Below are 26,663 nucleotides of genomic sequence, written 5' to 3'. Positions count from 1 at the left end.
GCTTCGGGTCGGTGCTGACGTCTGCAACTGGCGCAGGCCGGCGTCAGTTTGGACCCCGCCCCCGTCAGGCAGCTCTACGCCGGGATTTCCATGTCTCGTGGTGCTCGCCCCAGGCCGACATGACTGTCACAGCATCGTTCAGGCTAAAGCCGAGCGGCGTGAGGACCCGAAATTCCCGCCCCCGACAATGCCCCATTGGCCTCATGAATGTCTGGAAGGCCTGCTCGAAGTAGCCGCCTCTTGAGGAGTGGATCGCCCGGAGCAGAGCGACACTCGGCTTGCGGCAGCGTGGATAACTGCCGCGGGCGACTGCGACCCGAAGCTCCCTTTTGCGCTCCGGCTGTGCGCGGCCGCACCATGATGGAGACGTTAAGCCGAAGCGGCAAAAGAGCGCCGCCTGATTGGCTTATCGTTAGTACGTTAATAAGCATTTGGTAATAAAATATTCAGTGTGAAATGTTGGCTCGATCGGGGCATGTACGATGCCGTCGTCCTCAGCAGGCCCGTGACGTGCGCATCAAGAGCCAAATCATTCTCAGCATGGTGGCCGCATCGGCTTTGATCGGGTTGGTAGGCGGCGTTGCGATTTTTACGCAGATGGCCGCGATCAGGTCGTTGGGGTTGACTGAGGCGGCCAATGTCGCGCGGGAATTGGCCAACACGGTCGTCTTCAAGTCATCCGATGGGGCACCTTCGCTGCTCGATCGACCCGACGCGCTGCGAGAGTTTCTGGAGCATCAGCACCACGATTCGCGCAGAGATTTCCTCGTCGTCGACCGCAACAAGATCCTCCTGGCCCACGCTTCCGACGAAGACCACACTATCGGCGACAAGTTCGATCATGACCCCGGCAATGAAGTCGGCAAGACGCTGGAGGATGGCGTCCCACGCAGGTTTAATGATCCTCACGAGATCAACGACTTATTGGTCGTTCCGATCGAGCATCCCGAGGACACGATCATCGGCGCCGTGCTCTTGGAATACGACCCTTTGCTAGGCGATGCCGAAAGGCGCACCAGCAACATGCTTTGGTTGATTGGCCTCAGCGCGGCGGCCGCCATGCTGGTTGCGGCGGGATTCGCGGCGGCGCTACTGCGCCGCTTCGGCGCCGGGCTTTCTGATCTGACGAAAGGCATGGAAGCGCTGGCAAAAGGCAATGCCACGACGCGTGTAATTCACAATCGCAAGGATGAGTTCGGCCAGCTGGCGCATGGCTTCAACACGATGGCGGCCGAGCTTGAATCGGCGCGAGCCCATATCGAGGATATCGTCGACACGGCGGCCGAAGGCATTGCCGTCCTCGACGGTGATGGCCGGATTGCCAGCGTCAATCCCGCGGCGGTCTCGATGATTGGGCGGCGCGCCGACAAGATCGTCGGCCAGGAATGGCGCTCGGTCATGACGATGCGTGATCCGAGAGGCGGCGAGTTCGCGGCCGGGACGTCTCCGGTCGAGTTGGCCTTGACCTCGGGCCGCCAGCACCAGAGCGAAGTGCGCTTGACCAAATTGGATGGCTCGCATTTGCCGGTGATCGCGAGCTGCAGTCCCCTCAGCAAGTCCGACGGAGGTCTCGTCCTCACGCTCAATGACATCAGCGAACTGCGCCGCGCGGAAGGTGTTGTGAACGAGCGTGCCGATCAGCTTGCTGTGCTAAACCGCGAATTGCACGAGAAGTCGGAAACCACCACCCGCCTTGTGAAGCTCGGGGAACTGCTCCAGGCCTGCGTTACGTTTCCTGAAGCGTTTTCAGTGGTCGGCACCGCCATGGCCGAGTTCCTCGGTGGCTTGAGCGGGACCGTCCACCTGACCAGCGCCTCGCGCAACCTGGTGGAAGAGGTGGCGCATTGGGGCTCCGTTCGGTCGAGCGCTACCCAATTTGCGCCGGAAGACTGCTGGGCGTTGCGACGCGGCCAGGAGCATGTCGCCGGCCCGGGCATGCTGTCGCCACGCTGCGCCCATATCACCGAGAATGGCGGCAAGGGCTACGTCTGCATGCCTCTGGCGGCACAAGGCGAAACACTGGGTATTCTCCATTTGTGTGAACCGAATGCGGCTGACAAACCGCAGTGGTTGTCTGAGAGGCAGCAGATCCTGCGCGGCGTCGTCGACACGCTGGCATTGGCACTCGCCAATCTGCGCCTGCGCGAGACGCTGCGGCAGCAATCGATCCGCGATCCAAACACCGGTCTGTTCAACAGGCGATATCTCGAGGAAACCAGCAGCCGTGAACTGCGCCGGATGGAGCGGTCGGCTCAGCCGCTGGTGATCATGATGCTCGACGTCGACCATTTCAAACAGTTCAACGACACGTTCGGCCACGAGGCCGGCGACTTGGTATTGAAGCAGGTCGCCGCCACTTTGATCGAGCATGCCAGGGATAGCGATGTCGTATCGCGCTACGGCGGTGAGGAATTCGCCCTCGTGATGCCGGGATGCTCGCTTGAAGAAGGCGCTGAGCGGGCGGAAGCGCTGCGCCAGGCAATCAGGCAGCTTCACTTGGCGCATCGCGGGCGGACGCTGGGCACTGTTACGGTTTCGTTCGGGATCGCCGCTTATCCGGAGCATGGAGCGGGCTGGGCCGAACTCACGAATGCCGCGGATCACGCGCTCTACGAGGCCAAGGGTGAGGGGCGTGATCGAGTCGTTATCGCGCGCAGCAGCGCCCCGGGCGAGCGACAAATCCAGTTGGTAACAGCGCCCAAAAAATAGACGGGACGCCCGTCTGGCCTTGATCGCTAAAGTGTGACGCTCGCCACGACCCGGAATGCGCACGCAGTCCCGGTCACTCCAGCGGCTCATGCTGATAAAGTTCATCCATGCTGAGCGATGCCAGAGCGGCGAAAGGCGCCTGCTTTTTCACACGCCCGTTGCTCAGGATCACCACATCATCGCAGAACGAGATGGTGCTGTGGTGATGACTGATGACGATGGTGGTGCGGCGGCCGGCCCTCGACTTCAGGGTTTCGACGATTGCCGCTTCCGACAGCCCGTCCACCGCATTGGTGGCTTCGTCCAGGATGAGGATGTCGGGATCGCGCACCAGGGCTCTCGCCAGTGCGATACGCTGCCGCTGTCCCGCTGAAAGATTGACGCCCCTGTAGCCGACGATCGTCTTGTAGCCCTGGGGCAGATGTTCAATGAATTCATGCGCTTCGGCTAGTCTTGCCGCGCGTTCGGCGTCGGCGGCCGAGGCCGTATCCTGCCCGTAGACTATGTTGTCGAAGATGGTGCCGTCCACCAGCTCCAGGTCCTGGCTGGCAAGTGCGATATGCCTTCGCCATTGGCTGGGGTCGATCTGGTCGAGGGGTGATCCATCGACGAGAATTCTACCGGTATCAGGCTCGACAAAGCGGCACAGGAGATTGACGATCGTCGTCTTGCCCGCGCCGGAGCGGCCGATGAGTGCCGTCGAGCGGCCGCTGCGGATTTCGAAAGCCGCCGAATGCAGCACCACAGCACGCCGGTCCGAACCGGAATAGGTGAAGGTCACGTCATCGAACTTGATGGCCTGGCCCAAGCCGCGAAAAGGTCCGCTGCCTTGCGGAGGCTCGGGCTTGTCGGATGGGTCCAACAACCAGACCACCTCTTCAAGCGATCCGCTCAAGCCCTGCAGCTGGCTCCAGGCCATTTGCAAGGCTCGCATATAGGGCTGCAGCCTGTAGAGCAGAATGACGAATGCGACGATCAACGGGAAACTCACGCCCACGAACCAGGCGCCGATCACCACCGCCAGAAACAGCATCGCGTGGAGGACCTCGGTCAGCGGCGGCAATGCGCCCTGTCGCGTAAGCAGGACGAACGCAGCCCGGCGAACCCCATCCGATGCCCGATCGAATACCGCCTTCTCGCGGCTCTCCTGTCCGAAAATGCGGATCAGACGCCCGGCATGCACGAGGTGGAGCATCTGCGAGGCGAGATCGCTGTTGCGCGAGGCGACGCTGCGGCTGGGCGCCTTCAAATTGGCTGACAGCACGGCGTGCACGATCTGAACGAGGACCAGTCCGAGTGTGACCAGCAGCGTCATCTGCCATGAAAGCAGGAGCAGAAAGACCAGCAGGATGATTGCAGCCGAGGCGTTGACGATCGCCGCCAGCATGATCTGGATCGCATCCGACGCCCGCCAGGATTCGTTGGAGATGATGTTGAGCAGCCGTCCGGGGCTTTGCTGCAGGAAGAACGGATAACCAACCCGCAGCAGCTGCTCCGACAGCGCGCTGCGGATCGAATGACTTGCCTTGCCATAGATGAAGGTCGTCAGCAGCGTGTTGGCGAAGGCGAAGATGTTCTTCAGGATGATCGAGCCGAGAATGGCGGCCGAAATGACGATCAGCCGGTCGGCCTCGCTCAAATCAGATCCGAAGTGCTGGAACACGGCCGAGAAACCGGCCATTCCAGCTTGATCCCCCTGCCCCATGATGATGCCCAGCAACGGGATGATCAGGCCGATGCCAAAGCCTTCGAGGGCCGCGCTGACGAGGCCCAGCACCACCACGGCGGGAAGCAGGCGCAACTGCTTCCTTCCAAGCGCGCGGCGCAGCATCGGCAGGCTCGGCGGTACCAGTCGCATTATGGCGTATTCACCCTCGCCTCGGCATTTGCCTGTTGATCCTGGCGATCCTGTGTCTGTCGATCCTGTGCTTGTTGGTCCCGCCGCACTTGCGGCGCCTCCGGCGATCTCGCCAACACAAGCATCGCGAATTTGGCTGCACCGAGCATGTTCATGGCGACGATCGGCCAGTGCGACAGCTTGAGTTCGCAATCGAACGCAGGACCCTTCACCAGTTCCCGGAAAGCCGATCTGACTGCCCAGTAGAAATGGCGAAGCAGCCAGGGCGCATGGCGAACATGTTTCAGGCAAAGCCCGCCATTGCCCAGGCTGTAGTCGCGGTGGAGCCTGTCGATGGCTTTGCGATCTCGTCGGCCATGATGGTGGAAAATCGTCATGTCGGGCACATATTCGACCGGGATGCCGAGCAGCACCGCTCGCACGAGGTAATCCGTATCTTCCGCGGAGCGCAGCGGGCCGCCTGCGCCGAACCGCTCGTCGAAAAGCCCGATGCGGGCCGCAACGTCGCGGTGCATCGTCATGTTGCAGCCGAGCACAAAGCCGCCGGGATGAACATCCGATGTAAGCCGCTCGCGGACCGGCGATCGCTTGATGGTGAATGGCAGATCCCTGGCGTCGCCGATCTCGACGCGGCCTCCCCTGACGACCCGTTCCCCGGACGCATAGTGTCGCTGCAAATCACTGAGGTAGTCACCATGGACCTGGCAATCATCATCGACGAAGACCAAAACACGGCCCCGCGCGCGTGCCAGGCCGGCGTTGCGGGCCGCCGCCAATCCGCGTCGTGGCTCGCAAACAGCGGTCAATGGAATGTCCGACAGCTCGGCGATGCTGGCCAGGCGCTCTGCCGTGCGGTCGGTCGAGCCGTTGTCGACAACCACCAGTTCGGCCGCGAACGCAGGATGGGCACGGCACGCGGCCTGGATCGACCTGATGCAGGGCTCGAGCACCGCGACGCGGTTGCGCGTGCAGACGATGAAGCTCACCTCCGGTGCCGGGCCGTGCTGCGGCCGGGGATCGACCGCGATGGGCGCAAGCCTGCTCAAGCGACTTTCAAGCCTGCTCAAGCGACCGTGCTGCAGAGGCTGATGGGATTTGACTGTCATTCTAGCTCAACCGGTAAGAAGGCAAAACCGCCGCGGCCGGCGCGGACTGCAAGTATCGCGACAAGGCGTCGACCTGCCTGGTAGCCGACATCGAGACCAGACTGAACCACGGCGCGCGAACGCCGGCGCGCAGCCCGTAACGCTCGCGGCGCCGAATAAGGTCCCATTTTGCCGTTCGTGTCAGGAATTCATGCGTCAGCGGCGGTTGCATCTCGTCCGATATGAGCTGGTAAAGGAAATAGAAAAGGTTCAGCGCGCCGGCCGCATAGCTCGGCCTCGTTTCCGCCGGCAGGCCCGAAATTCTCGCTTCCAGTGCCACAAGCCACTCGGCGGCACGGCGGACCGTGTCCGTCGAGACTGCGTCGCCAACGTCGCAGAGGTCTCGCGTGTTGACCACGAGACCTTCCCGCTCAAGGGTTTTGGCCACGATTTTCAAATGCGTCCTGCGCATTTCCCGCTTGTGCCGGTTCGTCACGCTGCCGCCATGGATACGATAGGCGATCAGGTTTTCGGGGATCATCGCCGCCGGATAACGGTTGGTAAGCCGTCTGAAGAGGTCGAAATCTTCTGCGTGCTTGTAGCTACTATCATAATACAGATCGTCGTCCATTATGATATTTCTGTTGTAAACGACCGTAGGATGCATGAACACCGTAAAGAACATTGACAATATACGCAGCATATTTTCCTGGAGAACCGGATCAGGCAGGCCCTTGATGATACGGTTGCCAAGCAGAAAATCGACGCCTGCGCCACACAGAGCAAGGTCGGGTCGCTCATTGAAGAGTGCGACCTGACGCGACAGGCGCCCGGGATAGGCGATATCGTCGGCATCCATCCTGGCGATCAGATCACCTCGAGCCACAGCCAGCCCTTCATTCAGGGTTGCGATGAGGCCGCGGTTTTCGCGTGAGATGATGGAGACGCGATCGTCAGTTTCGCGGTAATTCTGCAGGATCGTCAGCGAATTGTCCGTCGATCCGTCATCGATCGCGATGATCTCCAGGCGATCGTAGTCCTGCCGCAGGATGCTGCCGAGCGCGGCAGCCAGATAAGGCCCGGCATTGTAGACCGGCAGCAGAACGGACACCAAGGGAGCCGCCATGATCAGCTCCGATCCGTTCGCGCGAGGTTGCGTGCCAGGGATGATGTGCGACCATCGAGCGGGCCATTGAAACGGGCTCCTGCTGTCCTGCCACGCCACCCGGCATCCTGTGTTTTGACGCCTGCCGGGATGACGGCGCCGGCTGTCGGCGCAACATAGGGGAAATGGCGCTTGAGGCTGTTGAGCGGCTTTTCGAAAAACAGCCACGAGACAGAAGCCACGATCAACGTCGCCGTTCCCGCAACCAGGAACCGCCCCGGCCCTTGCTCCGAGACGTTGAGTGGAACCCAGGGCTGCGACATGACCACGAGCGACAGGACGATCGGATGGTACAGGTAGACGCCATAGCTGACGCGGCCAAGCGCCAGCAGCGGCGGCAGTTCGAGAAACCTGCCCCGATAACCGCCGATGCCGGACGAACAGCTCGCAACGACCACCACAAGCGGCGCGAGAGGCAGCACTTCCAGCAGCAGCCATCGGCCCCATTCCTGCACGGGATTTGCCGGCGTCGGCGCAAGCCACTGCAGGATGAAAAACGCGGCCGCGAGCGTTGGCCAGCCAAGTCGCAGCCACTGCGGCAAGACAGCGGTTCTGGTTCGGTAGACTGCAAGCAGCGCACCCGACGCCAGCGCGTCCATCGATGCCGGCGGCAGCAGGTCGCGCGCGAGGTCCGGACTTCCAGCGATCGGCCAGTAAAACCGATACGACAACGACAGCAGGATGACGCCGATGCAGATCGATTGAAGGCGCCGGAGCGGCGCCAGCAAGACGATCAGTGGCCATACGATATAGAACTGCTCCTCGATGCTCAGACTCCAGAGATGAGCGAGGACCCAAGGTGTCCATTCGTTGCGCAGTGCGAACCAGAAATTCGACAGATAAAGCGCATGCCAGACCAGCGACCCCCGGGACTGCTCCAGGTTAACCAGCCAAACGAAACCAAGCACGGCAAAGTAGGGAGGAAATATCCGCAGCGCCCGCCTGATATAGAAGGATCTGAGTGCGGGTGCGGTTTCGAATTCAGCGGCCGAGCGCGCTTCCAGAAGAAGGCGGGTGATCAGAAAACCGCTCAGCACGAAGAACAATCGCACGCCGATGTGGCCCCAGAACGACGAGCCCCCCGCCGCAAAGAAATGCGAATACATCACCATCGTCACGGCGATGGCCCTTAGCGCGTCCAATTGGATGTCGCGCCTCATCGGCGGGGTCCGCCGGTTGGATGTCTTAGGCGGCATTGCCAGCCGGTCCTCTTTGGGCGAGGCCGACGAGAGGCAACAGCATGATTGGAAATGGACGGCTGGCGGCCGGCCAGGGGGCCTACCAAATTGCAGATTGCGTCAACTCCACGCTTCACCGGGCCTCCAGCGAGAATTGCCAAGGAGAGTCTCTTCACGCGATCGAATGCCCCAAGGCGAGGATAGGAAAAAAATGTTGCGTCGCAACACAAAATGTTAACGCGCTTGAAATAGTCGCGTGAGGCGCGGCCTGTGAATGCGCGAAAACCGCCTGAATTGCCGATTTTTGGCAGTTTTGCGTCCGAATTCCGGACTTATCCACGCTTCGTACCGGCATAAGCACGCTGCATTGCAGCATGATCGATTGCTAATCAAGAAGGAATCGGGTCCTGCACGGACCCGATATGACAGAGCACGAACTCGGTCGTTGCCGATGGACGTCTCAAAACGAGGGGTCAAAAGCTGACTTAGTTTATGCGCACTTTCGACCCCTGTGTCCTCGCTCCGCCAAGCCTAAGCCGGTTGCAACTCCCTGCGCGGCAGCCGCGGGAAGGCGATCGCCACCGCCACCGCCCCGAGCCCGACAAGGGCCGATCCGATGAACAGCCAAGAATAGCTGGCATAGGCATCGAACACCATGCCGCCGGCGAGCGGGCCGAAGGCCATGCCAATGCTGGACAGCATGGTCACCGCACCAAACACGGTGCCAAGGATGCGCTGGCCGAAATATTCGCGCGCCAGCACCGCATAGAGCGGCATCACGCCGCCATAGGTGGCGCCGAAGATGATGGCGAGCGTGTAGAATTGACCAAGCTCGCTGACGGCAAGATAGGCTGCGATCACCACAGCCTGTATCGCCAGACCGGTAATCAGAACCGGCTTGACCCCCAGCCTGTCGGCAAGCACGCCATAGAGAAGCCTGCCGCCTAAGCCGGCCAAGCCTTCGATGCTATAGATGCTGACCGCCGCCATCGGCGCTATGCCGCACAGCATGGCATAGCTGACCATGTGAAAGATCGGTCCGGAATGCGCCGCGCAGCAGGCAAAGAAGGTCAGCGCCAGAACGATGAATTGCGGCGAGCGCAGCGCCTGTGGAACCGACATGCCGGTATCGTTGGCGGCAACATCGGCGGCGGCGCCGTCGGCGGCAGGCTTGGGCGGCTGGCGCACCAGCAATGCGGCCGGCACCAGCAGCGCCCATGCCGCGACGCCGATGACGAACATGGCGGTGCGCCAGTCATAGGCCGTGATCAGCCATTGCGCAAAGGGCGAGATCGTCATCGGCGCCACGCCCATGCCCGCCGAGACCAGGGAAACGGCCAAGCTGCGATTGGTGTCGAACCAAGCGGCAGTCAGCGCGATCATCGGCGCGAAGAAGGCGCTTGCCGCGAGGCCGACGAGCACGCCATAGGTGATCTGGAAGACAAGCAGCGAGCCGGTGCGGCTGGCCAGCACTAGCGCCAGCCCGAGCAGCAACGCACCTGTCATCACAACTATGCGAGCGCCATAGCGATCGTAAATGGCGCCCCAGGCGAAGCCGCCGAGGCCCATCACCAGGAAGTTCAGCGTCATCGCGCTCGATATGCCGGCGCGCGACCAATCTGTGTCGAGCGTCATCGGCTCGAGGAAGATCGCCAGCGAGAACATCGCCCCGAGGGCGACACAGGTCATCAGGGCGCCAGCCGCGACAATGACCCACCGATAGGAAAGGCTCATGTTTTTCTCCCGAGATCGTTTGGACACGGCGCGACTTTCTTTCGAGCTTCGTCACGCCGCTTGCGTCCGAAGGACGATGGCGGCATTTCGAATCCTACAATCCGGTTGCAATTTTTATCCAGTCGGTACGCCCCATAGCTGCAGGTTCGGCGAGTCGACAGGCCCCGGCTTAATGCATGGGGAACTCTTCTCTATCCCAGTCGAACGGACCTCGCCGCATGAACACATCTAGGGCCTTCTCGGCGGCGATCCTGAGCCGCTCCCACGATTCCGTGCCTATCAACTCCTCAAGCGATGGCAGTCGCTGCGGGGTGTCGTCGGACGCGCTGTTCCAGACATCTCGAAACGCACGAAGCGCCTCTTGCTCGTCTTTGGAAAAGACCGGTTCGACATAGTGGTCGAGGATGCGATCGGACGCGTAGTCCTCCCACTGATTGAAAGCCTCGTGCGGTATATGAACCAGGGGGACGGTGGCCTGATATTCACGCTGTTCCTGAAATGAGGACACCCACGAGAAATAGCCGATGAGATGATTGCGGTATCTCTGGTTGAGAAGGATCGCGGAGATAGGCTCTTCGGTGTCTTCCACGGCGTCGGTCATCGGCAGGTCCACTTCGAAACGAGACAGCACTTCCATCTTGTCATGAAGCGACGACGGCATCCACTCTGGCGCAGCCGTGCCCGGAGGTCCCGGTTTGCGCGGCTACGCCATAAAAATGCGCTGCGGAATTGACGAGGCGCTTTTCGACGATAGGTTTCCGATCGTGAATCCGGAGATAACAGTAATGGAACTTCATCGCGGCCGTCTCATCGACCACGTCCAGCTGGTGGTCAGGGATCTCAAGGCCAGCCGCCGCTTCTACGAGGCGGTTTTCAAGGTGCTCGATATTCCAATCGGCGGCAGCGCCGAGGATTATTTCTGGGCCGACGAACTGTTCGTTTCCAGCATCGACAGCCGGGCCGCCCAGGGAAAGCTGACCGGACGCCACCACCTTGCCTTCCAGGCAAAGGACCGCGCGATGGTCGACGCCTTCTACAAGGCCGGCCTCGACGGCGGCGGCACGGACAATGGCGCACCGGGCGAGCGGCAGCACTACCATCCCGGCTACTATGCCGCCTTCCTGCTCGATCCCGACGGCAACAACATCGAGGCCGTCTTTCACGGGCCAGCCAACCGCAGCGCCGCTTCGGTGGAGATTACGTTCTGATCACCGGGTGACGACGGCAGGATCTTGCTTGCGATGGCGTCGGATCGACTGCGGACGCCATCCGCCTGCCTATCGCGTCAGCGCCGCCATTTGGCCCGCCAGGAAGTCGACGAACAGCCGGGCGCGGACCGGTAGCTGTCGCCCATACGCATGGACGATGTGCACCGGCATGGTCGGCATCGCCACCTCGGGCAGAATGCGGACCAGACGGCCGGTGTCGAGATCGTCCTGCACGGCAAACTGCATCAGATGCGCAATGCCGGCTCCGGCAAGCGCCGCTTGCCGGATGCCGCCACCGTCATCGGTATCGAGCCGACCGTTCGGCACGATCACAGCGCCGTCGGCAAATGTGACGGGATAAGGCCGGCCGGCCATCTGGTAACGGACGAAGTCGTGGCTCTGCAAATCCTCGATCGATGCCGGCCGGCTGCGCCGTTCGATATAGGCTGGCGACGCCACCAGCACGATCGGCAGATTGGCGATTTTACGCGCGATGAACCCGGTGTCCGACAGCGTCCCCATGCGCACCGCGACGTCATAGCCTTCGCGGATCAAGTCGGCGTGGCGGTCGGTGACGCTGAGCTCGAGCTTCACCTCGTCGTGCTGAGCCAGGAACGCTTGCGCCCATGCGGCGATCAGGCCGCGCCCGAGTTCGACGGATGCCGTGACGCGCAGCAGGCCCCGCGCCGTGTCGGCCATCTGGACGATGTCCTCGGCATCGTCGAGCGCTCTCAGCAAAGGCGCGACCCGCTCGTAATAGGCAAGGCCTTCGCTGGTCAGTGCCAGCCGGCGCGTCGAGCGCTGGATCAGCCTGACGCCCAGCCGCCGCTCGAGCCGCGCTACGCTTTTCGACACCGCCGACGGGCTGGAGCCGACCAGCCGGCTGGCGGCATGGAACGAGCCGGCGTCGACCGTGCGCACGAAGGCGACGAGACCGGCGGTCTTTTCAAGGATGGTGGTCATTCAAGAATTCCAGGCACGAAAGAACCGATCGAGGCGATCCTAATACGCTATCCGATCACTATTAAATACCGCTCATCGTCAACGAAGGAGAGATTTGATGAGCAAGCTGAACGGCAAGGTGGCCATCGTCACCGGCGCCTCTAAGGGTATCGGCGCCGGCATCGCCAAGGGTCTTGCGGCGGCCGGTGCCGCCGTGGTCGTCAACTATGCTTCGTCGCGGGAAGGTGCGGACCGCGTCGTTGCCGCGATCAAGGCCGCAGGCGGCCGAGCCATTGCCGTCCACGGTGACGTGTCGCAAGCGGCCGACGTGCGCCGCCTGTTCGAGGCCGCCAAATCGTCGTTCGGCGCGGTGGACATCCTGGTCAACAACGCCGGCGTCTTCGCATTCGAGCCGCTGGAAGCGGTGACCGAGGCCGAATTCCACCGTGAGTTCGGCACCAATGTGCTGGGCACCATCCTGACCATCCGGGAAGCGGTGAACCATTTCGGCGCCGGAGGCGGCAGCGTCATCAACATAAGCTCGGTCGCCAGCCTCAACCCGCAGCCGAACTCGCTGGTCTACGCCGCCACCAAGGGCGCAGTGGATTCGATCACGCTCTCCATGTCGAGAGAACTGGGCGCCCGCAACATCCGCGTCAACGCCATTGCGCCCGGCGGCGTCAACACCGAAGGCCTGCAGCGCATCGGCATCGTCGGCAGCGAGTTCGAGAAGCAGGTCATCGCCATGACCCCGCTCGGCCGCTTCGGCCAGCCCGACGACATCGCCCGCATCGCAGTGTTCCTCGCCTCCGACGACGCGTCCTGGCTGACCGGAGAACGCATTACCGCCTCGGGGGGCTGGCGCTAGGCATCTGCTCACACCGGCAAGAGAGCGTTCGGCTTGACATCGGCGATGGAGGCGAAAGTGTGCGTTTCGCGCACGCCGGGCAGTGGCAGGATGACCCGCTGCAGGAAATCCTGGAAAACCGCCATATCCGCGATCCGCGCCTTGACCAGATAATCGAAACCGCCAACCACCATATGGCACTCCAGAACCTCCGGAGCTTTCGCCACGGCTTCGGCGAAGCGGTCAAAGACATGCGGCGCCGTGTGATCAAGCCGGACCTCGATGAACACCAGCGTTCCCCGGCCGACCTTGCGCGGGTCGAGCACGGCCCTGACCGCGGTGATGAACCCGTCGCGGAACAGGCGCTTCACCCGCTGGCTGGTTCCGGTCGGCGACAGCCCGACACGGCCGGCCAGATCGAGCGTCGTCCGGCGCCCGTCTTCCTGCAGCAACCGAAGCAGGCTGCGGTCTATCTGGTCGAGGTTGCTCATTTCACTATCCACGCTATCTCAGGGATTTTCGTGCCGATTTCACGCATGGATGCCGAAATCAACGTATTTCATCGCATAAAACCCCGCAATAGCCTGCGCTTCTCACCCACTCAAGCAAACGTGGGTGAGCCAATCTCGACAAGCAAAAGGAGTGCAGGATGACCAAGGAAGCGTTCAGCCCAGCCGGCAAGAGTGCGGCGGAAATCAGCAAGGGAGCGACCGAGATCCTGATGCTGAGCGAAACCGACGTGAGAGAATGCATCGACCTCAGACAGCTTCTCGATGTTTTGGAAGACGGCTTCAAGGCGCTGTCACAAGGCAAGGTCGTCAATCCACCCCGACCGCAACTCGACATCCCCGCCGCCGGCTACAGCCTCGCCATGCCAGCGTGGATGGATGGCATGAACCTGACCGTCAAGATCGTCAATGTCTTCGAAGGCAATTTGGCCAAGAACCTGCCCAGCCACCTCGCCACCATCAGCCTGTTCGATCCGCTGTCCGGCCTGCCGGTCTGTATTATGGACGGCACCTTCATAACCGCAGTGCGAACCTCCGGCTCCGCCGTGCTGTCGGTGCGCGCGCTTGCGCGCCAAGATGTCAGGATAGCGACCGTGGTCGGCGCCGGCGTGCAGGCCAACCAGCACCTGCATCTGTTGCCGCTGGTGCGCGACTTTGCCGAAATCCGTGTCGCTTCAAAGAGTTTCGACGATGCGGCAGCGCTTGCCCGGCTGCATCCGTCGGTGGTGGCGGTCGCCGACCTCGAGGCGGCAGTACGCAGTTCCGACGTGGTGTGCCTGGCGACGCATTCCTACGAGCCGGTGATCAAGGCAAGCTGGGTCCAGCCGGGCACGCATGTCTCGTCGGTCGGGGTGGCGCCTCCCGGCGGCGAAATGCCGATCGAACTCATCGGCAAATCCAGTCTTTTTGTCGAAACCAAAGATGCGTTCAAACCGACCCCGGTCGGTTCTTGCGAGCTTGCCGGCTTCGACCCGGATTTCGGCACCGAGCTTGGCGCCATGCTGCTCGACCGCGCGCCGGGTCGCGTTTCGGATCGAGAGATCACCACCTACAAGGCGATGGGCATTGCGATGGAAGACATGGTCGCCGCCGACCTCGCCTATCGTTGCGCCCGGCGTCTGCGCAAGGGAAAGCTCATCGTGCTGTAGGCGCGTGCCGCCAGCCATGCGGGATCGACGTTGCTGACAAGTGGCGCTTTCACGGAGGTGGCTGGCGCTGATCGAGCCGGCATTTGCGTTGACCATCCCTGCCCTATGTTGCGGCAATGGAGGAGCGCCATGCGATACCGAAACGACAGCGCGGGATGGACCGTCCGGCTGACGCATGCAACGGACCTCCGGGCACCGGACCTCGAGGCAAAGGAACGGGCCGCCGCTGCTCTCTACCGCTACAATATCGAAAAGACCGGGATCGACGACAGAATGCCGATCGGCGCAGAGCTTTGTAGCTCTTCGGGAGAGGTATTGGGCGGCCTTTGGGGCCGGACCGAGCTTGGGCTGTTGTTTCTCGATATGTTTTTCCTGCCGGAGCACGTGCGCGGGAAATCGCAAGGTGCACGGCTTCTCGCGGCGGTAGAGGAGGAAGCGAGAAGCCGCGGCTGCAAGCGCGCCGTCGTCGAGACAAGCAGCTTCCAGGCTCCGGATTTCTACCTCCGGCACGGCTACGACGAATTTGGCCGGGTTGAATTCGGCGACGACCGTCACGCCCGCATTTTCTTGCGCAAGACGCTGGAATAAGGCGCCGCTGTCAGGCCCGGCTTCGCACCTGTCCCCTCACGCCGGCTCGCGCTTCAGCGCCTGTGCCATGCAGTGGATGCCGCCGCCGGTCTTCGAGATCTCGCTCATGTCGACCGCCGCGACCTCAAAGCCGCGCGCCTTGAGCTGACCGATCAGCGTCTGGCTCGAGGTCGGCGCGATCACCCGGTCCTTGCCCAGCGACATGAAGTTGCAGCCGAGCGCCATCGTGTCCTGGAACGGCACGTCGATGATCTCATGGCCCTTGCCCTTCAGCCAGTCGACGATGCCCGGCTCCGTGCAGGCGAGGCAGACGGCCGTCAGTTTTTCGGCGATCGGCACCACCATCAAGTCGATATGGACGTAGTACTCGTCGATGAAGGCGATGCGGGTCTCCCAGCCTTCCTTATCGAACCAGGCCTGAACCTGGCGGGCGCCTTCTTCTCGAGTGCGGGCGCCGCCGCAGCCGATCAGCACCACACCGTCCTCGATGACGTTGAAGTCGCCGCCTTCGAAAGTGCCGGCGGTGACCATGTCGTAGATCGGGATGCCGAGCTTCTCATAGGTGCGGATCGCCGCATAATTCTCGCCGCGCCGCCACCAGTTGGCCATCGCGGTGATGATGACGCCGTACGGCGTCATAACGCTGGAATCGCGGGAGTAGACCTGCATCGGCAGTTCCGGCGTCGGCTCGTGCCAGTGGATATTGACGCCGAAATGCTCGTAGGCGGCAACCAGGTCCTTGTGCTGCGCCTGCGCGATCTGGACGTTGCACGGCGCCTCGCGCAGATGCTTGCGCGACAGCGAGCTGGTCGAGAGGTGGCGCAGGAAATTGGGCGAGCCGAGCAGCACGTCGGTCAGGACGTCGGTTTCGTTGGCAAAGCCCCAGGTGGTCAGCGGCTTGGTGCCGCCGGCCGGGTTGCGGCGCTGCAAGGAAAACGGTTCTGCGACGATGCGGTCATGAACGGTCATGGGATTCTCCTGGCTTGGGGATCACGCGGGTTGCGGGTTGCTTGGTATCCACCAGTCCCGTCCGCGCGGGGTGGTGACATATTCCGGCCAGCGGAAATGGATCGGCGGGTCATAGTCGCAGAGCGGCGCGATCCAGTTCGAGCCGCCGATGCCGCCGCCGGTGCGGGCGACGAATTCGTCCATCGCCGCATCGCGGGCGGACTTGTCTTCCAGCAGGCGAAGTGCTGTCAGCGCGATCGTCTTCGCGGCACAGGTGACCATCGGATCGATCGTCGCAGAAATGCCGCCCAGCGCGTTCATCGCCCAGGACGGATAGGCGTGGCCACTCCCAGAACGCAGCGCCGGGCGGGCGACGTAGAACCGTGCCGTTGGCGCATGCCACGACATGTCGGTGTAATCGTCTGAGGTCGAGTTGATTTGCGATGGCGGCAGGTCGCGGCGCAGGATTGCCTCTGCATCCTGCGGCGCAATCAGCTGCTCGATCTCGGCGATGAACGGCTCCTCGCTCGCCGTGCCACCCGCATTGACCTGGATTTCGCGGGCGATTGCCTTGGCCGCCTCGTCCCAGCGCGGCGGCCCGACTGTCGACAGCGCTCCATAGGCAATATCAGCCATGGCGTGATTGGCGAGGCCCGGCCGCGACTTCGACACCCAGTGCCGCTCATGGCGGCAGCCGCTCATTTTCGCGGCGGCTTCCGCATTGCGGTCGAGCACGGCGGTCACCTGCTCGGCCATAGCAAGCGTCGGCGCGCGGATCATGTATTGGATCTCCGCCAGCCCGGCCGGCAGATTGTCGGCGGTCGCCTGCCCTGCCGTCAGGATCGCCTCGCTGATTGACCAGCCGCCCTGATGCGGCAGCATGGAATCGCGAAGCGCCTTGGACGCCATGTACATCATCATGAGCGCGTCGTTGGCGCCTGGCGCCCTGACCGCCGAATGCGCCTGCGGGATCGGTGCGCCATCGCTTGCGCGAACCCAATTTTCGGGCTCGTCGCAGACGAAACGGTAGATCATCGCATAGGCCGCGCCGCAATGCGTGTCCCAGCGTACCGTGTTGCAGAGCGGCAGCATGTAGAACGGATGGAAGGAGATCATGCCGGCGAGGCCATCGTAGTAGCCCTTCGCCGCATGGATCGGCTTCGAGCCCCGCACCTTCTCCGCCGGCTCGCCGGTGAAGCGCAGCGTGCCCGATATGCCGTGGCGCTGCATCGCCGCCTTGGCCGCCAAAAGCCCGCCCAGGCTGGCAATGCCGAGCCCGGAATGCGGATCGGTGTGGCCGCCGGCCTGTTCGCCGAGGCCAGGACGCGCTCGCTTGACGGTCGCCGCATCCTGGCAATTGCCGGGCACCGCGTCATACTCGGCATACATGCCGATTGTCGGCCCGGCGCCGTTGGTCCAGTGCGCGCAGAAGGCTGTGGGCATGCCGCCAGAGCCTTCCTCGACGGAAAAACCTTCATATTTCAGCCGCTCGACATACCACGCGGCCGACTGGTATTCGCGCCAGGCGGTCTCGCCGAAGTCGAAGATGGTCCTCGTCCACGCCGACAGCGACGGCTGGATGTCGTCCAGACAAGCAAGCGCGGTCGCTTGGGCCGAGTTCGTCACCGGTTCCTCCATCGATCAAAGAAAGCAGTGAAGCGCCTCGCCAAAAAGTGATATGTTTTTCCGGCTCATGCAAATTTGGTTCACCTCTTGAGAATTCCCTCGACGCAGGCGCTGCGCGCCCTCGACAGTTTTGCCCGCCACGGCAGCGTCTGGCGCGCCGCCGACGAACTGCACCTGACCCGTAGCGCGGTTAGCCACCAGCTTCGCCTGCTCGAACGCGATCTCGGCTTCGATCTGCTCGAGCGCATCGGCAAGGGCGTGGCGCTCACCCCGCGCGGCCAGCGCTACGCCAGCGACGTGCGCAAAGCGTTGACGGTGCTGGGCGACGCGGTAACGCGCCATGCCGGCACCGGCGTCGGCGGCTCGTTCAGCGTCAGCTGCACGCCGGGCTTCGCCTCGCTGTTCCTGTGTACTCACATAGGCGAATTCCGGCAGATGTACCCCGATGTCGCGCTGCGCATCCTGACGCCGCGGCGGCTGGACGATGTCAGCAATGCCGAGGCCGACGCCTTCATCGCCTTCGGCGTCGGCAATTGGCCGAACCGGGCGGTCGAGCTGTTGTGCGAGATCTCGTTCACGCCGCTGTGCAGCCCGACGCTGCTCAACAAGATCGGCGGCTTTTCCAAGCCCGCCGACGTGCTGCGCGCCAATCTCCTGCATCTCGGCGACACCGAGGACTGGGCGCGCTGGCTGGCGCTGTCCAAGGTCGAGAACCCAGATACCGAGGGCGGCATCTTCTTTTCCGACATGAACCTGGTTTTCTCGGCGGCGATCGCCGGTCAGGGCATCGCCATGGGCGACGAACTGACCAGCCGCCGGGCGCTGAGCGAAGGCCGGCTTGTGCGCCCCTTCGACATCGCGATCAAATCGCCACGCTCCTATTTTCTCGTGTCAGAGCATGCGAAGGCGGCGCATCCGGTGCTGGAGGCGTTCGCGGGGTGGCTGAGGTCGAAACTGTCGGAGAACCAGCGCTAATCTCCCCCCTTGAGGGGGAGATGGCCGCGAAGCGGCCAGAGGGGGTCGGTTCGACTGGACTCGGCCAAGTCTGGCTTTCCTCAAAGAAAGAGAGAAGTCGCACTCCACGCGCAGCGACTCCCTCTGTCGCCTTCGGCGACATCTCCCCCTCGAGGAGGGAGATCAGCAGCGCCACCCCCATAGATGAATCAAATTTGCCGGTCCGGCGAAAACTATTCGGTTGCGGTGAGCCGCCGCCCTGCCCTACGATTTACCTCAGCGTGAGGACAAAGGCAGGATGCAGCAACCCGGCCGGGCCGCAGAGATCAAGGCAATCGGGATCGGCAAGAGCTTCGGCTCATTCCGTGCGCTGGACGATCTGACGCTCGATATCGGCCGCGGCGAGTTCCTGACCCTGCTCGGGCCATCAGGTTCGGGCAAAACCACTTTCCTGATGATCCTTGCCGGTTTCGTGCAGCCGACCGACGGCCGCCTTTACAGCGACGGCGTCGATATCACCGAGCGGCCGGCCGAGCAGCGCGCCGCCGGCATGGTGTTCCAGGGCTACGCGCTGTTCCCGCATATGTCGGTCGAAGCCAACATCGCCTTCCCGCTCAAGGTGCGCAAGAAATCGTCGGCCGAGATCAAGCGACGCGTCGGCGAGATGATCGAGCGCGTCGGGCTGAAGGGCCACGAGAAGAAACTGCCGTCGCAGCTTTCCGGCGGCCAGCAGCAGCGCGTGGCGCTAGCTCGTGCCTTGGTGTTCGAGCCTGGTGTGCTTTTGCTCGACGAGCCGTTCTCGGCGCTCGACAAGGGCCTGCGCGGCCAGATGCAGGCCGAGATGAAGCGGCTGCACCAGGAGACCGGCACCACCTTCGTCTTCGTCACCCACGACCAGAGCGAGGCGCTGGCGCTGTCGTCGCGCGTCGCCATCTTCAACCATGGCAAATTGCTGCAGGTAGGCAGGCCTGACGAGGTTTACGACCGGCCGGCCAACCGCTTCGTCGCCGAGTTCCTCGGCGAGATCAACATGCTGCCGCTGAAGGGCGTGCGCAACGCCGACAATGGCGCGACCGGCCTGTGCGAAGACCGCACCATCAGCCTGCGCGGCAATGCCAACGCGGTCGGCAGCAATGCCATCCTGGCGATCCGGCCAGAGTACATGTCGATCGCTCCCGAAGCGGCAGCTGGCGAGAACGGCATCGCCGCGACGGCGGTCGCCTCGACCTATCTTGGTGCTGCGACGCGGCTCGATCTGACGACACGCCAAGGCGCCAAGGTGACGGTTTCGGTGCCGAACGAGGTCGCCGCCTCGGCACTCAGCAAGGGCAATTCCGTGTGGCTGACATGGCCGGCGGAAAAGGGTTTCCTCCTTCCGGACGGAGGACAATGACGATCGGCATGGCGAAGCTGAAATTCGCCAGGCCAACTTTCGGGAAATATCAACGACAAGAAAAGGGGAACTGACATGACGAACAAAACCAAGAAACACTCCATCGAGACGCTGTCCGCCAGGGCCGTGCGCGGCGAGATCTCGCGCCGGCAGTTCACGCAGCTGGCAGCACTCGTGCTGGCCGGCACACCGATGCTGCTGCGCTCGACCGATGCCTTCGCGCAAGCCAAGCAACTGGTGCTGGTCAACTGGGGCGGCGACGCCATCACCGCCTATGATGCGGCCTATGGCCAGGCCTTCACCAAGGAGACCGGCATCACCGTCAAGATGGATGGCTCCGGCCCGACCGAAGGCGCGATCGCCGCACAGTTCAAGAGCGGCGCGCCGACCTGGGACCTGGTCGATGTCGACCCGTTCTCGGCCATCACGCTGGGCAGCCAAGGCATGCTGGAGCCGATCGACTATTCGATCGTCGACAAGAAGAAGATGCGCGAAGGCTTCGGCTGGGAACACGCCGCCTCGACCTATTTCTTCTCCTATGTCATCGCCTATGACGCCGAAAAGTTTGGCAGCCAGGCGCCGACCGGCATGGCCGATTTCTTCGACGTAGCGAAATTCCCTGGCAAGCGCTCGCTCTACAAATGGGGCGTGTCGAGTTGGGAAGCCGCACTGCTCGCCGACGGCGTCGCGCCAGCCTCGCTCTACCCGCTCGACCTCAAGCGCGCGCATGACAAGATCGCTGCCTTCAAGGAGAATGTCGTCGCCTATTGGGGCGGCGGCGCCGAAAGCCAGAGCGTGCTGCTCGACGGCGAGGCCTCGATGGCCATCGTCTGGTCGACGCGGGCCTCGCTGATCGAGCAGGATTCCGGCGGTAAGATCAAGTTCATCTGGGACCAGGGCCTGATCTCGCCCGGCGCGCTCGCCGTGCTGAAGGGCAATCCCGGCGGCAAGGACGCGGCGATGAAATTCATCGCCAGCGCCCAGGATCCTGAAAAGCAGCTGATCATGTTCGACAAGCTCGGCCAGGGCCCGGCCAATCCGGCGGCCGACGCGCTGATCCCCGCCGACAAGAAGCGCATCAACCCGGTCGACCCCGAAAACATGAAGAAGCAGATCGCGCTCGACATGGAGTGGTACGCCAAGAACTACGGTGCCGCACTCGACGAATACACGAAGATCATCTCCGCCTGATAGACCGGGATAACCGGGCCGAGATGAAAGCATATCTCTCCGACAGGATGGGCGCGGCGCTGTTGATGGCGCCGCTGCTCCTGTTCCTCGTGCTGGCCTATGCCTGGCCATTCCTGGGCGTCGTCAACTGGAGCTTCACCCTGCCCGAGCCGGGGCTCGGGCAGTATGGCACACTGCTAAGCGACCCGCTGGTTCAGTCGGTGTTCATCCGCACGCTGCGCATCGCCGCAATCGTCACGATTGTTTCGGTTGCCGCTGCCTACGCCATCACCGTGGTGTGGGTGCGCGGCACACCGGCGCAGCGTGTGGTCGCCGAGTTCTGCATCCTGGTGCCGTTCTGGATCTCGGTGCTGACGCGCGCCTTCGGCTGGGTGGCGCTGCTGTCCAACCGCGGCCTGATCAACACCTGGCTGCAAGCGATCGGCTTTATCTCGGAACCGCTGACGCTGGTGCGCAACGAGTTCGGCGTCATCGTCGGCATGACGCATTTCCTCATTCCTTTCGCGGTGTTTCCGCTGGCATCTTCGATGCGCAGCCTCGACGACCGTGTGCTGCTGGCGGCCCGCGGCCTCGGCTCCAGCCGCATGCGTACCTTCTGGTCCGTCTTCGTGCCGATGACCCGCTCCGGCATCATCGGCTCGGCGCTCATCGTCTTCGTCTTTTCGCTCGGCTTCTTCGTCACGCCGGCGATTCTCGGCGGCGGCCGCAGCGTGATGATCGCCGAGCTGATCTATCTCCGCATTTTCCAAAGCCCGGATTGGGGCCTGGGTGCGGCGATCAGCGTGGTGCTGGTGCTGTTCGTCGGCGTGCTGATGGCGCTGCTGTTCCGCTATATCAGACCGAAGCAGATGATCTGATGCCGACCTACCGCCCCGGCCCCGTCTCGCTGATCCTCGCCGCCCTGGTTGCGCTGTTCCTGCTGTTGCCGCTGCTTGCCGTCATCCCGGTGTCGCTGACACCGACCCGCATGCTGGCGATGCCATCAGGCGAATTGTCGCTGCGCCACTACCGGGCGCTGATCGAGGATCCGCGCTGGCTCAACTCGATCCTGCTCTCGATCAGGATCGGCGTTGTCAGCAGCGCCTTCTCGACCGTGCTGGCGCTGTGCTTCAGCCTTGGCGTCTGGATGTTCCAGCCGCGCTTTACCGCCGCACTCGTCGGCTTCGTGCTGCTGCCGATGGTGGTGCCGCCGGTGGTCTCGGCGATCACGCTCTATTTCCTTTTGACCTCGATTTCCGGCGCCAGCTCGTTCTTCGGCTACGACACCTGGCTCGGTGTCGCCATGGCGCATGCGGTGATGACGGTGCCCTTTGCCACGGTGCTGATCCTGGTCTCGCTCAGCCAGCTCGACCGGCGCATCGACCTTGCCGCGCGCGGCCTTGGCGCCACGGTGTGGGAGCGCGCTACCCGCATCATCATGCCCAACATCAAATTCGGCATCATCACCGCCGCCCTTTTGTCCTTCGTGCTCTCCTGGGAAGAGATCGGCGTCACCCTGTTCATCACCTCGGTCAACGCCATCACGCTGCCCAGGCTGATGTGGATGGGCCTGCGCGACAACATCGACCCGGCAATCGCGGCACTGTCGGTGATCCTGATCATCATCACAGTGCTGGTGCTTGTGGTGCGCAGTGTTGTGGTCAGGCTGCGCGGGGCGCAGTAGCGCAGGCAGGCCGGCCGCTACGCACCATCTCGAAGGCATCCTGCTGATGCGCTCGGGCTTGTTGTGTCTTAGGCAGCGTGCAGCCTTGGGATGGCGCTGACATCCACTTCGCGCTCCGCATGCCACGCATCATAAGCGGCCTGCATCCTGAGCCAGATCGCGGCGCCGTCGCCGAACATCTTTCCAAGACGGGCGGCGACAGCCGGCGACACCGGCTTCCTCTCACGGATGATGTCGTAAAGCTGCTGGCGCGAGATTCCGAGTAGGTTGGCGATTTCCACCTTGGTCTTTCCGGTTGCCGGGATAATGTCGTCAAGCAGCGCCCCAGGGTGGGATGGGCAGCGCTCCATCGGACGCATCGGCTCATACACGCTCATCTCCGACTTCTCCAATCTGGCCGCCTCAATGGTACTGTTCGAAATCGACGCGGGCGGCATCATTGGCGTCGAATTCGAATGTGATGCACCACGGCCCGTTGACATGCACTGTGTAGCGGGTCGGGTTGAAACCCTTCAAAGGGTGGAAGTCAAAACCGGGCAGGTCCATGTCTTCAGGCCTTTCCGAGACTTCCAAACGGTCAAGCCGAGCAAGAATGCGCTTATGCATCTTGGCGTCGATCTTCCCGGTCTTTCCCGTTTGAAAGAGTTCCGCCAGCGCCTTGTGCTTGAACGATTTGATCATGCAACATGTAAGCATGTTGCTTACGCAGGTCAACCAGATGTAAGCAAATAATTTACAGGCGATCCGAACTGTCGGAGGCGATGATCGCACCCGATCCAGAATGGACTTTGAATAGCGGCGCAGTTTCGAACGCGTCAGCGACCACGACGCTTGGCGCGGACCGGCCGGCTTGGCGGAGCTATGTCACAGCATCGCTACCCCATGGCGTGGCGGATAGTCTTGGACAGACGACTGAGGAATGCCGGTCTCGACGATGCGTCGAGCTTCCACGACAGCACTGCCGTCGCCATTTTCCGTGGCAACACCCCGACCGACAGGAACCAGGCGGCAAGAACGGCGCGCCGGCGCAGCGACGCTGACATTTCGAGGCTGGCGACGGCGCCGGCGGCCCCGAGCGCCAGCCGGGAATCGTCGGCTACGGGGTGCTGGCGCCTGTCTGCGCAGAGCGACGCCAGCCGCTCTTCCAGGTGAACCGGATCGTGGCGGACAGCTTCTGACGGCACGATGGTCAGGCCTATCCCGGAGGCCTGGTCCGACAGCGCCTGCATGCGGCGGAAATCGTGGGTTACCCTCCAGCGTGCCCGCTCGGCGAGCTTTTCACCGAACACCGAATGGTTGGCGCCGTGGATCCGGTAGGCGCCTAAGCATTCGTCGATGGACTGGACGTGCCCGTACATGGGCGCCAGCGTTGCAAGATAGCCATCGGCGCCCTGGCGGAACTCCAGCTCCGGAATCGGCATAATCGATTCCAGGGTTGCGCGGTCAAAGGCCAGCCCGCTGGTCACGGTTGTCTGATAGCGGCCCTTGTGCAGCAATTTCGGCATGACGTCGCCGCTATCGAAGGGCAGTTCGGGCGGCGGAAAGACATCCTTGATGCCTTCTTGCTTGGTGCCTTGTCGTTCGTCGACGATATGCAGCCTGGATTGCACCTGGGCGGTTGCCGCGTCCCAGGTGTCCACAATCGTCGAGACGGCGGTTGGATACAGATAATCGTCGGCGTCGAGGAAGAGGACTATCTTGCCCGAACTCGCCGCAAAGCCGGTGTTGAAGGCGGCGGCATGCCCGCCATTTTTCTGCCGCGGGCAGGCAAGAATCCTGTCGCCATAGGATTTCATGATTGTCGTCGAATTGTCCCGCGATGCATCATCGACGACGATGACTTCGACATCCGCGTAGTCCTGCTCCAGCGCACTATCGATGCTGCGTTTGAGGAACCGCGCGTAATTGTAGTTCGGGATGATGATGGATACCGGAATCATCGGTACAGACTGCATCGCGTTTGACCTCCGCATCTTGCTTTGGTTTCGGCAAAGCCCGCTCGCGGGCCTGCGTCCTCTTCAAGCGCCCCCTCTTCAAGTGCCCGACGAGTTCCTGAGAGGAAAGTCTGCGCTTCCATCAGGAGACGGGTCACGTCTCTTGCGACTTCGTACCGAGGCCGCCATGCCTTCGAGGGCTGCCGCTTGGTCAGATCGGCGGCAGCAAAAGCTCCGACGGTTTCGGCCGGTCGCAACCGGGCCCGACGGAAATGTCTCGCCTTCGGTCGCGATCAGGTCGGGACCGAAGCGGACAGGCGCCTTGAAGGCATGGCGGATACTGGCCTTCAAATACGGCTGGAACAAGCCCCGCGCCAAGAACAAGGCTCACAAGCCTGTTACATCTGACGCGGCGCGCAGCGGCGTGGCCTGTTGATAATCGCAGATGTTGGAGATTGGCGGCGGCTGGTCCGAAGCCGGCGGCAAGCCGGCTTCGGACCATGCAGCCAACAGTCAGGCGGGCTGCAGCCCTGGCAGCGACAGGTCGACTTCCTCCGGCAGGTCGCCGGCCATCGCGGCGGCGAACTTTGTCTGGTCGAGTTCCCCTTCCCAGCGCGCCACGACCACGGTCGCCACTGCGTTGCCGATGAAGTTGGTCAGTGCCCGGCACTCCGACATGAAGCGGTCGACGCCGAGGATCAGCGCCATGCCGGCGACCGGCACGGTGGGAACCACCGAGAGCGTCGCGGCAAGCGTGATGAACCCGGCGCCGGTGATGCCGGCGGCACCCTTGGAGCTCAGCATGGCGACGGCGAGCAGCAGGATCTGGTCGCCGAAGGTGAGCGGCGTGTCGGTCGCCTGCGCGATGAACAGCGCGGCCAGCGTCATGTAGATGTTGGTGCCGTCGAGGTTGAAGGAATAGCCGGTCGGGATGACCAGCCCGACCACCGAGCGGTTGCAGCCGGCACGCTCCATCTTGGCCATCAGGCCCGGCAATGCCGCTTCTGAGGACGAGGTGCCGAGAACCAGCAGCAGCTCCTCCTTGATGTAGCGGATCAGCGCCAGGACCGAGAAGCCGTTGTAGCGGGCAACTGCGCCAAGCACCACCAGCACGAACAGCAGCGCGGTGAGGTAGAATGTGCCGATCAGCATGGCGAGGTTAGCGATCGAGCCGATGCCGTATTTGCCGATGGTGAAGGCCATGGCGCCGAAGGCGCCGATGGGTGCCGCCTTCATCAGGATGGCGACGAGGCGGAAGATCGGCGTGGTCAGCGCCTGCAGGAAATCGACGACCGGACGGCCGCGATCGCCGACCATGGCCAAGGCAACGCCGAACAGCACCGAGAAGAACAGAACCTGCAGTATGTCGCCCTTCGCGAAAGCGCCGGTGATCGTGTCAGGGATGATGTTCATCAGGAAACCGACGATGCTGGTGTCGTGCGCCTTTTCGGCGTAGGTCGCCACCTTTGTAGCGTCGAGCGTGGCCGGATTGATGTGCATGCCGGCGCCGGGCTGGACGACATTAGAGACGACGAGGCCAACGACAAGCGCCAGCGTCGAGAATGTCAGGAAATAGATCATCGCCTTGCCGGCGACGCGGCCCACCTTCTGCAGGTCGGAAACGCCGGCGATGCCGGTCGCCACCGTCAGGAAGATCACCGGCGCGATCACCATCTTCACCAGCTTGATGAAGGCGTCGCCGAACGGCTTCATCGCCTCACCGGTTTCGGGATAGAAATGGCCGAGAAGCACGCCGGCGGCGATCGCCGCCAGCACCTGCACATAGAGATGCCGGTAGAAGGGAAGTTTGCCGCGCGGCTCGGCGGCAGCGAATGCTGTCTGCATGACGTCCTCCATTGAGCTCCGATCGAAAGCTCGACCTCCCGGAGCAATTGCATTGACCCCCAGCAGCCTCGCGACCGCCGAATTCGTGTGTGCAACTGCCGTGCCAAGCGCGCGGGAGAGAGCCTCCCCTTTGATTTT

General features: G+C 62.7%; 24 protein-coding genes. 10 read left to right on the top strand and 14 right to left on the bottom strand.

Features of this window, described 5'->3' with window-relative positions; all coding sequences use genetic code 11:
- Positions 1–510: 510 nt before the first annotated feature.
- Positions 511–2,709, top strand: coding sequence for a sensor domain-containing diguanylate cyclase (locus ABID19_RS02300; protein WP_354487678.1), 2,199 nt, complete (start codon positions 511–513; stop codon positions 2,707–2,709).
- A 73-nt stretch (positions 2,710–2,782) separates the two neighbouring features.
- On the opposite strand, the gene ABID19_RS02295 is transcribed toward ABID19_RS02300, so the two are convergent.
- The 6 genes from ABID19_RS02295 to ABID19_RS02270 form a co-directional block, all read right to left on the bottom strand.
- Entirely contained in the window at positions 2,783–4,567 is a 1,785-nt protein-coding gene (locus tag ABID19_RS02295) for an ABC transporter ATP-binding protein (protein WP_435528674.1), read from the bottom strand.
- Positions 4,567–5,673 (bottom strand): glycosyltransferase family 2 protein, encoded by a 1,107-nt coding sequence (locus ABID19_RS02290; RefSeq protein ID WP_354487676.1) that lies wholly within the window; start codon positions 5,671–5,673, stop codon positions 4,567–4,569. The genes ABID19_RS02295 and ABID19_RS02290 overlap by 1 nt, the downstream gene beginning before the upstream one ends.
- 1 nt (position 5,674) lies before the next feature.
- A complete protein-coding gene (locus ABID19_RS02285) occupies positions 5,675–6,778 on the bottom strand; it encodes a glycosyltransferase family 2 protein (protein ID WP_354487674.1) in 1,104 nt (367 codons plus the stop codon).
- A 2-nt stretch (positions 6,779–6,780) separates the two neighbouring features.
- The gene (locus ABID19_RS02280; RefSeq protein ID WP_354487672.1) at positions 6,781–7,977 is read right to left on the bottom strand and encodes an acyltransferase family protein; all 1,197 of its coding nucleotides are present in this window, start codon (positions 7,975–7,977) and stop codon (positions 6,781–6,783) included.
- 549 nt (positions 7,978–8,526) lie between these two features.
- Entirely contained in the window at positions 8,527–9,729 is a 1,203-nt protein-coding gene (locus ABID19_RS02275; RefSeq protein ID WP_354487670.1) for an MFS transporter, read from the bottom strand.
- A gap of 169 nt (positions 9,730–9,898) precedes the next feature.
- Entirely contained in the window at positions 9,899–10,390 is a 492-nt protein-coding gene (locus ABID19_RS02270) for a hypothetical protein (protein WP_354487668.1), read from the bottom strand.
- Positions 10,391–10,505: 115 nt separating this feature from the next.
- Between ABID19_RS02270 and ABID19_RS02265 the strand changes: the two genes are divergently transcribed.
- Positions 10,506–10,937, top strand: coding sequence for a VOC family protein (locus ABID19_RS02265; protein ID WP_354488271.1), 432 nt, complete (start codon positions 10,506–10,508; stop codon positions 10,935–10,937).
- A 69-nt stretch (positions 10,938–11,006) separates the two neighbouring features.
- Here ABID19_RS02265 and ABID19_RS02260 read toward each other — a convergent pair whose 3' ends face one another.
- On the bottom strand, positions 11,007–11,900 hold the full coding sequence (locus ABID19_RS02260) for a LysR family transcriptional regulator (RefSeq protein WP_354487666.1): 894 nt from the start codon (positions 11,898–11,900) through the stop codon (positions 11,007–11,009).
- Between the two features lie 97 nt (positions 11,901–11,997).
- On the opposite strand from ABID19_RS02260, the gene ABID19_RS02255 reads away from it, so the two are divergent.
- Entirely contained in the window at positions 11,998–12,747 is a 750-nt protein-coding gene (locus tag ABID19_RS02255; RefSeq protein ID WP_354487664.1) for an SDR family NAD(P)-dependent oxidoreductase, read from the top strand.
- 8 nt (positions 12,748–12,755) lie between these two features.
- On the opposite strand, the gene ABID19_RS02250 is transcribed toward ABID19_RS02255, so the two are convergent.
- A complete protein-coding gene (locus ABID19_RS02250; protein WP_354487663.1) occupies positions 12,756–13,217 on the bottom strand; it encodes an Lrp/AsnC family transcriptional regulator in 462 nt (153 codons plus the stop codon).
- A gap of 158 nt (positions 13,218–13,375) precedes the next feature.
- Here ABID19_RS02250 and ABID19_RS02245 point away from each other — a divergent pair, with 158 nt between their 5' ends.
- Both ABID19_RS02245 and ABID19_RS02240 read left to right on the top strand, forming a co-directional pair.
- Positions 13,376–14,383, top strand: a complete 1,008-nt coding sequence (locus ABID19_RS02245) for an ornithine cyclodeaminase family protein (protein WP_354487661.1) — start codon at positions 13,376–13,378, stop codon at positions 14,381–14,383.
- Between the two features lie 129 nt (positions 14,384–14,512).
- Positions 14,513–14,971 (top strand): GNAT family N-acetyltransferase, encoded by a 459-nt coding sequence (locus ABID19_RS02240; protein ID WP_354487660.1) that lies wholly within the window; start codon positions 14,513–14,515, stop codon positions 14,969–14,971.
- 36 nt (positions 14,972–15,007) lie between these two features.
- Here the strand turns inward: ABID19_RS02240 and ABID19_RS02235 are convergent, their stop codons facing one another.
- Together ABID19_RS02235 and ABID19_RS02230 are read right to left on the bottom strand one after the other, a co-directional pair.
- Positions 15,008–15,940 carry a dimethylarginine dimethylaminohydrolase family protein gene (locus ABID19_RS02235; RefSeq protein ID WP_354487658.1) on the bottom strand — a complete coding sequence of 311 codons (933 nt, stop codon included), beginning with the start codon at positions 15,938–15,940 and terminating at the stop codon, positions 15,008–15,010.
- Between the two features lie 21 nt (positions 15,941–15,961).
- Positions 15,962–17,557, bottom strand: coding sequence for a zinc-binding metallopeptidase family protein (locus tag ABID19_RS02230; protein ID WP_354487656.1), 1,596 nt, complete (start codon positions 17,555–17,557; stop codon positions 15,962–15,964).
- Positions 17,558–17,632: 75 nt separating this feature from the next.
- Between ABID19_RS02230 and ABID19_RS02225 the strand changes: the two genes are divergently transcribed.
- From ABID19_RS02225 to ABID19_RS02205, 5 genes are all read left to right on the top strand, one after another.
- Positions 17,633–18,520 carry a LysR substrate-binding domain-containing protein gene (locus ABID19_RS02225; RefSeq protein ID WP_354487654.1) on the top strand — a complete coding sequence of 296 codons (888 nt, stop codon included), beginning with the start codon at positions 17,633–17,635 and terminating at the stop codon, positions 18,518–18,520.
- 277 nt (positions 18,521–18,797) lie between these two features.
- Positions 18,798–19,892: an ABC transporter ATP-binding protein gene (locus tag ABID19_RS02220; RefSeq protein ID WP_354487652.1), complete on the top strand. Its 1,095-nt coding sequence runs from the start codon at positions 18,798–18,800 to the stop codon at positions 19,890–19,892.
- A 75-nt stretch (positions 19,893–19,967) separates the two neighbouring features.
- Entirely contained in the window at positions 19,968–21,083 is a 1,116-nt protein-coding gene (locus tag ABID19_RS02215) for an ABC transporter substrate-binding protein (RefSeq protein WP_354487650.1), read from the top strand.
- Between the two features lie 23 nt (positions 21,084–21,106).
- The gene (locus tag ABID19_RS02210; protein WP_354487649.1) at positions 21,107–21,940 is read left to right on the top strand and encodes an ABC transporter permease; all 834 of its coding nucleotides are present in this window, start codon (positions 21,107–21,109) and stop codon (positions 21,938–21,940) included.
- The gene (locus ABID19_RS02205) at positions 21,940–22,746 is read left to right on the top strand and encodes an ABC transporter permease (RefSeq protein ID WP_354487647.1); all 807 of its coding nucleotides are present in this window, start codon (positions 21,940–21,942) and stop codon (positions 22,744–22,746) included. Before ABID19_RS02210 ends, ABID19_RS02205 begins: the two co-directional genes overlap by 1 nt.
- A 68-nt stretch (positions 22,747–22,814) precedes the next feature.
- On the opposite strand, the gene ABID19_RS02200 is transcribed toward ABID19_RS02205, so the two are convergent.
- From ABID19_RS02200 to ABID19_RS02185, 4 genes are all read right to left on the bottom strand, one after another.
- Positions 22,815–23,123 (bottom strand): HigA family addiction module antitoxin, encoded by a 309-nt coding sequence (locus ABID19_RS02200; protein WP_354487645.1) that lies wholly within the window; start codon positions 23,121–23,123, stop codon positions 22,815–22,817.
- Positions 23,124–23,148: 25 nt separating this feature from the next.
- Positions 23,149–23,427, bottom strand: a complete 279-nt coding sequence (locus ABID19_RS02195) for a type II toxin-antitoxin system RelE/ParE family toxin (RefSeq protein ID WP_354487643.1) — start codon at positions 23,425–23,427, stop codon at positions 23,149–23,151.
- Positions 23,428–23,621: 194 nt separating this feature from the next.
- Complete coding sequence (locus ABID19_RS02190) at positions 23,622–24,701, bottom strand: glycosyltransferase family 2 protein (RefSeq protein ID WP_354487641.1); 1,080 nt, start codon at positions 24,699–24,701, stop codon at positions 23,622–23,624.
- Between the two features lie 492 nt (positions 24,702–25,193).
- Positions 25,194–26,525 (bottom strand): dicarboxylate/amino acid:cation symporter, encoded by a 1,332-nt coding sequence (locus ABID19_RS02185; protein ID WP_435528673.1) that lies wholly within the window; start codon positions 26,523–26,525, stop codon positions 25,194–25,196.
- Between the last annotated feature and the right edge of the window lie 138 nt (positions 26,526–26,663).

Source organism: Mesorhizobium robiniae (assembly GCF_040545535.1).
Lineage (GTDB): Bacteria > Pseudomonadota > Alphaproteobacteria > Rhizobiales > Rhizobiaceae > Mesorhizobium > Mesorhizobium robiniae.
This window is presented reverse-complemented; position numbering and strand designations above follow the sequence as displayed.

Excerpts from the sequence above, each read along its gene's own strand:
- ABID19_RS02185 (WP_435528673.1), bottom strand. The coding sequence starts at position 26,525 with ATGCAGACAGCATTCGCTGCCGCCGAGCCGCGCGGCAAACTTCCCTTC.
- ABID19_RS02195 (WP_354487643.1), bottom strand. The coding sequence starts at position 23,427 with ATGATCAAATCGTTCAAGCACAAGGCGCTGGCGGAACTCTTTCAAACG.
- ABID19_RS02245 (WP_354487661.1), top strand. The coding sequence starts at position 13,376 with ATGACCAAGGAAGCGTTCAGCCCAGCCGGCAAGAGTGCGGCGGAAATC.
- ABID19_RS02290 (WP_354487676.1), bottom strand. The coding sequence starts at position 5,673 with ATGACAGTCAAATCCCATCAGCCTCTGCAGCACGGTCGCTTGAGCAGG.
- ABID19_RS02270 (WP_354487668.1), bottom strand. The coding sequence starts at position 10,390 with ATGCCGTCGTCGCTTCATGACAAGATGGAAGTGCTGTCTCGTTTCGAA.
- ABID19_RS02215 (WP_354487650.1), top strand. The coding sequence starts at position 19,968 with ATGACGAACAAAACCAAGAAACACTCCATCGAGACGCTGTCCGCCAGG.
- ABID19_RS02220 (WP_354487652.1), top strand. The coding sequence starts at position 18,798 with ATGCAGCAACCCGGCCGGGCCGCAGAGATCAAGGCAATCGGGATCGGC.
- ABID19_RS02210 (WP_354487649.1), top strand. The coding sequence starts at position 21,107 with ATGAAAGCATATCTCTCCGACAGGATGGGCGCGGCGCTGTTGATGGCG.
- ABID19_RS02295 (WP_435528674.1), bottom strand. The coding sequence starts at position 4,567 with ATGCGACTGGTACCGCCGAGCCTGCCGATGCTGCGCCGCGCGCTTGGA.
- ABID19_RS02280 (WP_354487672.1), bottom strand. The coding sequence starts at position 7,977 with ATGAGGCGCGACATCCAATTGGACGCGCTAAGGGCCATCGCCGTGACG.
- ABID19_RS02200 (WP_354487645.1), bottom strand. The coding sequence starts at position 23,123 with ATGAGCGTGTATGAGCCGATGCGTCCGATGGAGCGCTGCCCATCCCAC.
- ABID19_RS02230 (WP_354487656.1), bottom strand. The coding sequence starts at position 17,557 with ATGGAGGAACCGGTGACGAACTCGGCCCAAGCGACCGCGCTTGCTTGT.
- ABID19_RS02250 (WP_354487663.1), bottom strand. The coding sequence starts at position 13,217 with ATGAGCAACCTCGACCAGATAGACCGCAGCCTGCTTCGGTTGCTGCAG.
- ABID19_RS02260 (WP_354487666.1), bottom strand. The coding sequence starts at position 11,900 with ATGACCACCATCCTTGAAAAGACCGCCGGTCTCGTCGCCTTCGTGCGC.
- ABID19_RS02190 (WP_354487641.1), bottom strand. The coding sequence starts at position 24,701 with ATGCAGTCTGTACCGATGATTCCGGTATCCATCATCATCCCGAACTAC.
- ABID19_RS02205 (WP_354487647.1), top strand. The coding sequence starts at position 21,940 with ATGCCGACCTACCGCCCCGGCCCCGTCTCGCTGATCCTCGCCGCCCTG.
- ABID19_RS02240 (WP_354487660.1), top strand. The coding sequence starts at position 14,513 with ATGCGATACCGAAACGACAGCGCGGGATGGACCGTCCGGCTGACGCAT.
- ABID19_RS02275 (WP_354487670.1), bottom strand. The coding sequence starts at position 9,729 with ATGAGCCTTTCCTATCGGTGGGTCATTGTCGCGGCTGGCGCCCTGATG.
- ABID19_RS02255 (WP_354487664.1), top strand. The coding sequence starts at position 11,998 with ATGAGCAAGCTGAACGGCAAGGTGGCCATCGTCACCGGCGCCTCTAAG.
- ABID19_RS02235 (WP_354487658.1), bottom strand. The coding sequence starts at position 15,940 with ATGACCGTTCATGACCGCATCGTCGCAGAACCGTTTTCCTTGCAGCGC.
- ABID19_RS02285 (WP_354487674.1), bottom strand. The coding sequence starts at position 6,778 with ATGGCGGCTCCCTTGGTGTCCGTTCTGCTGCCGGTCTACAATGCCGGG.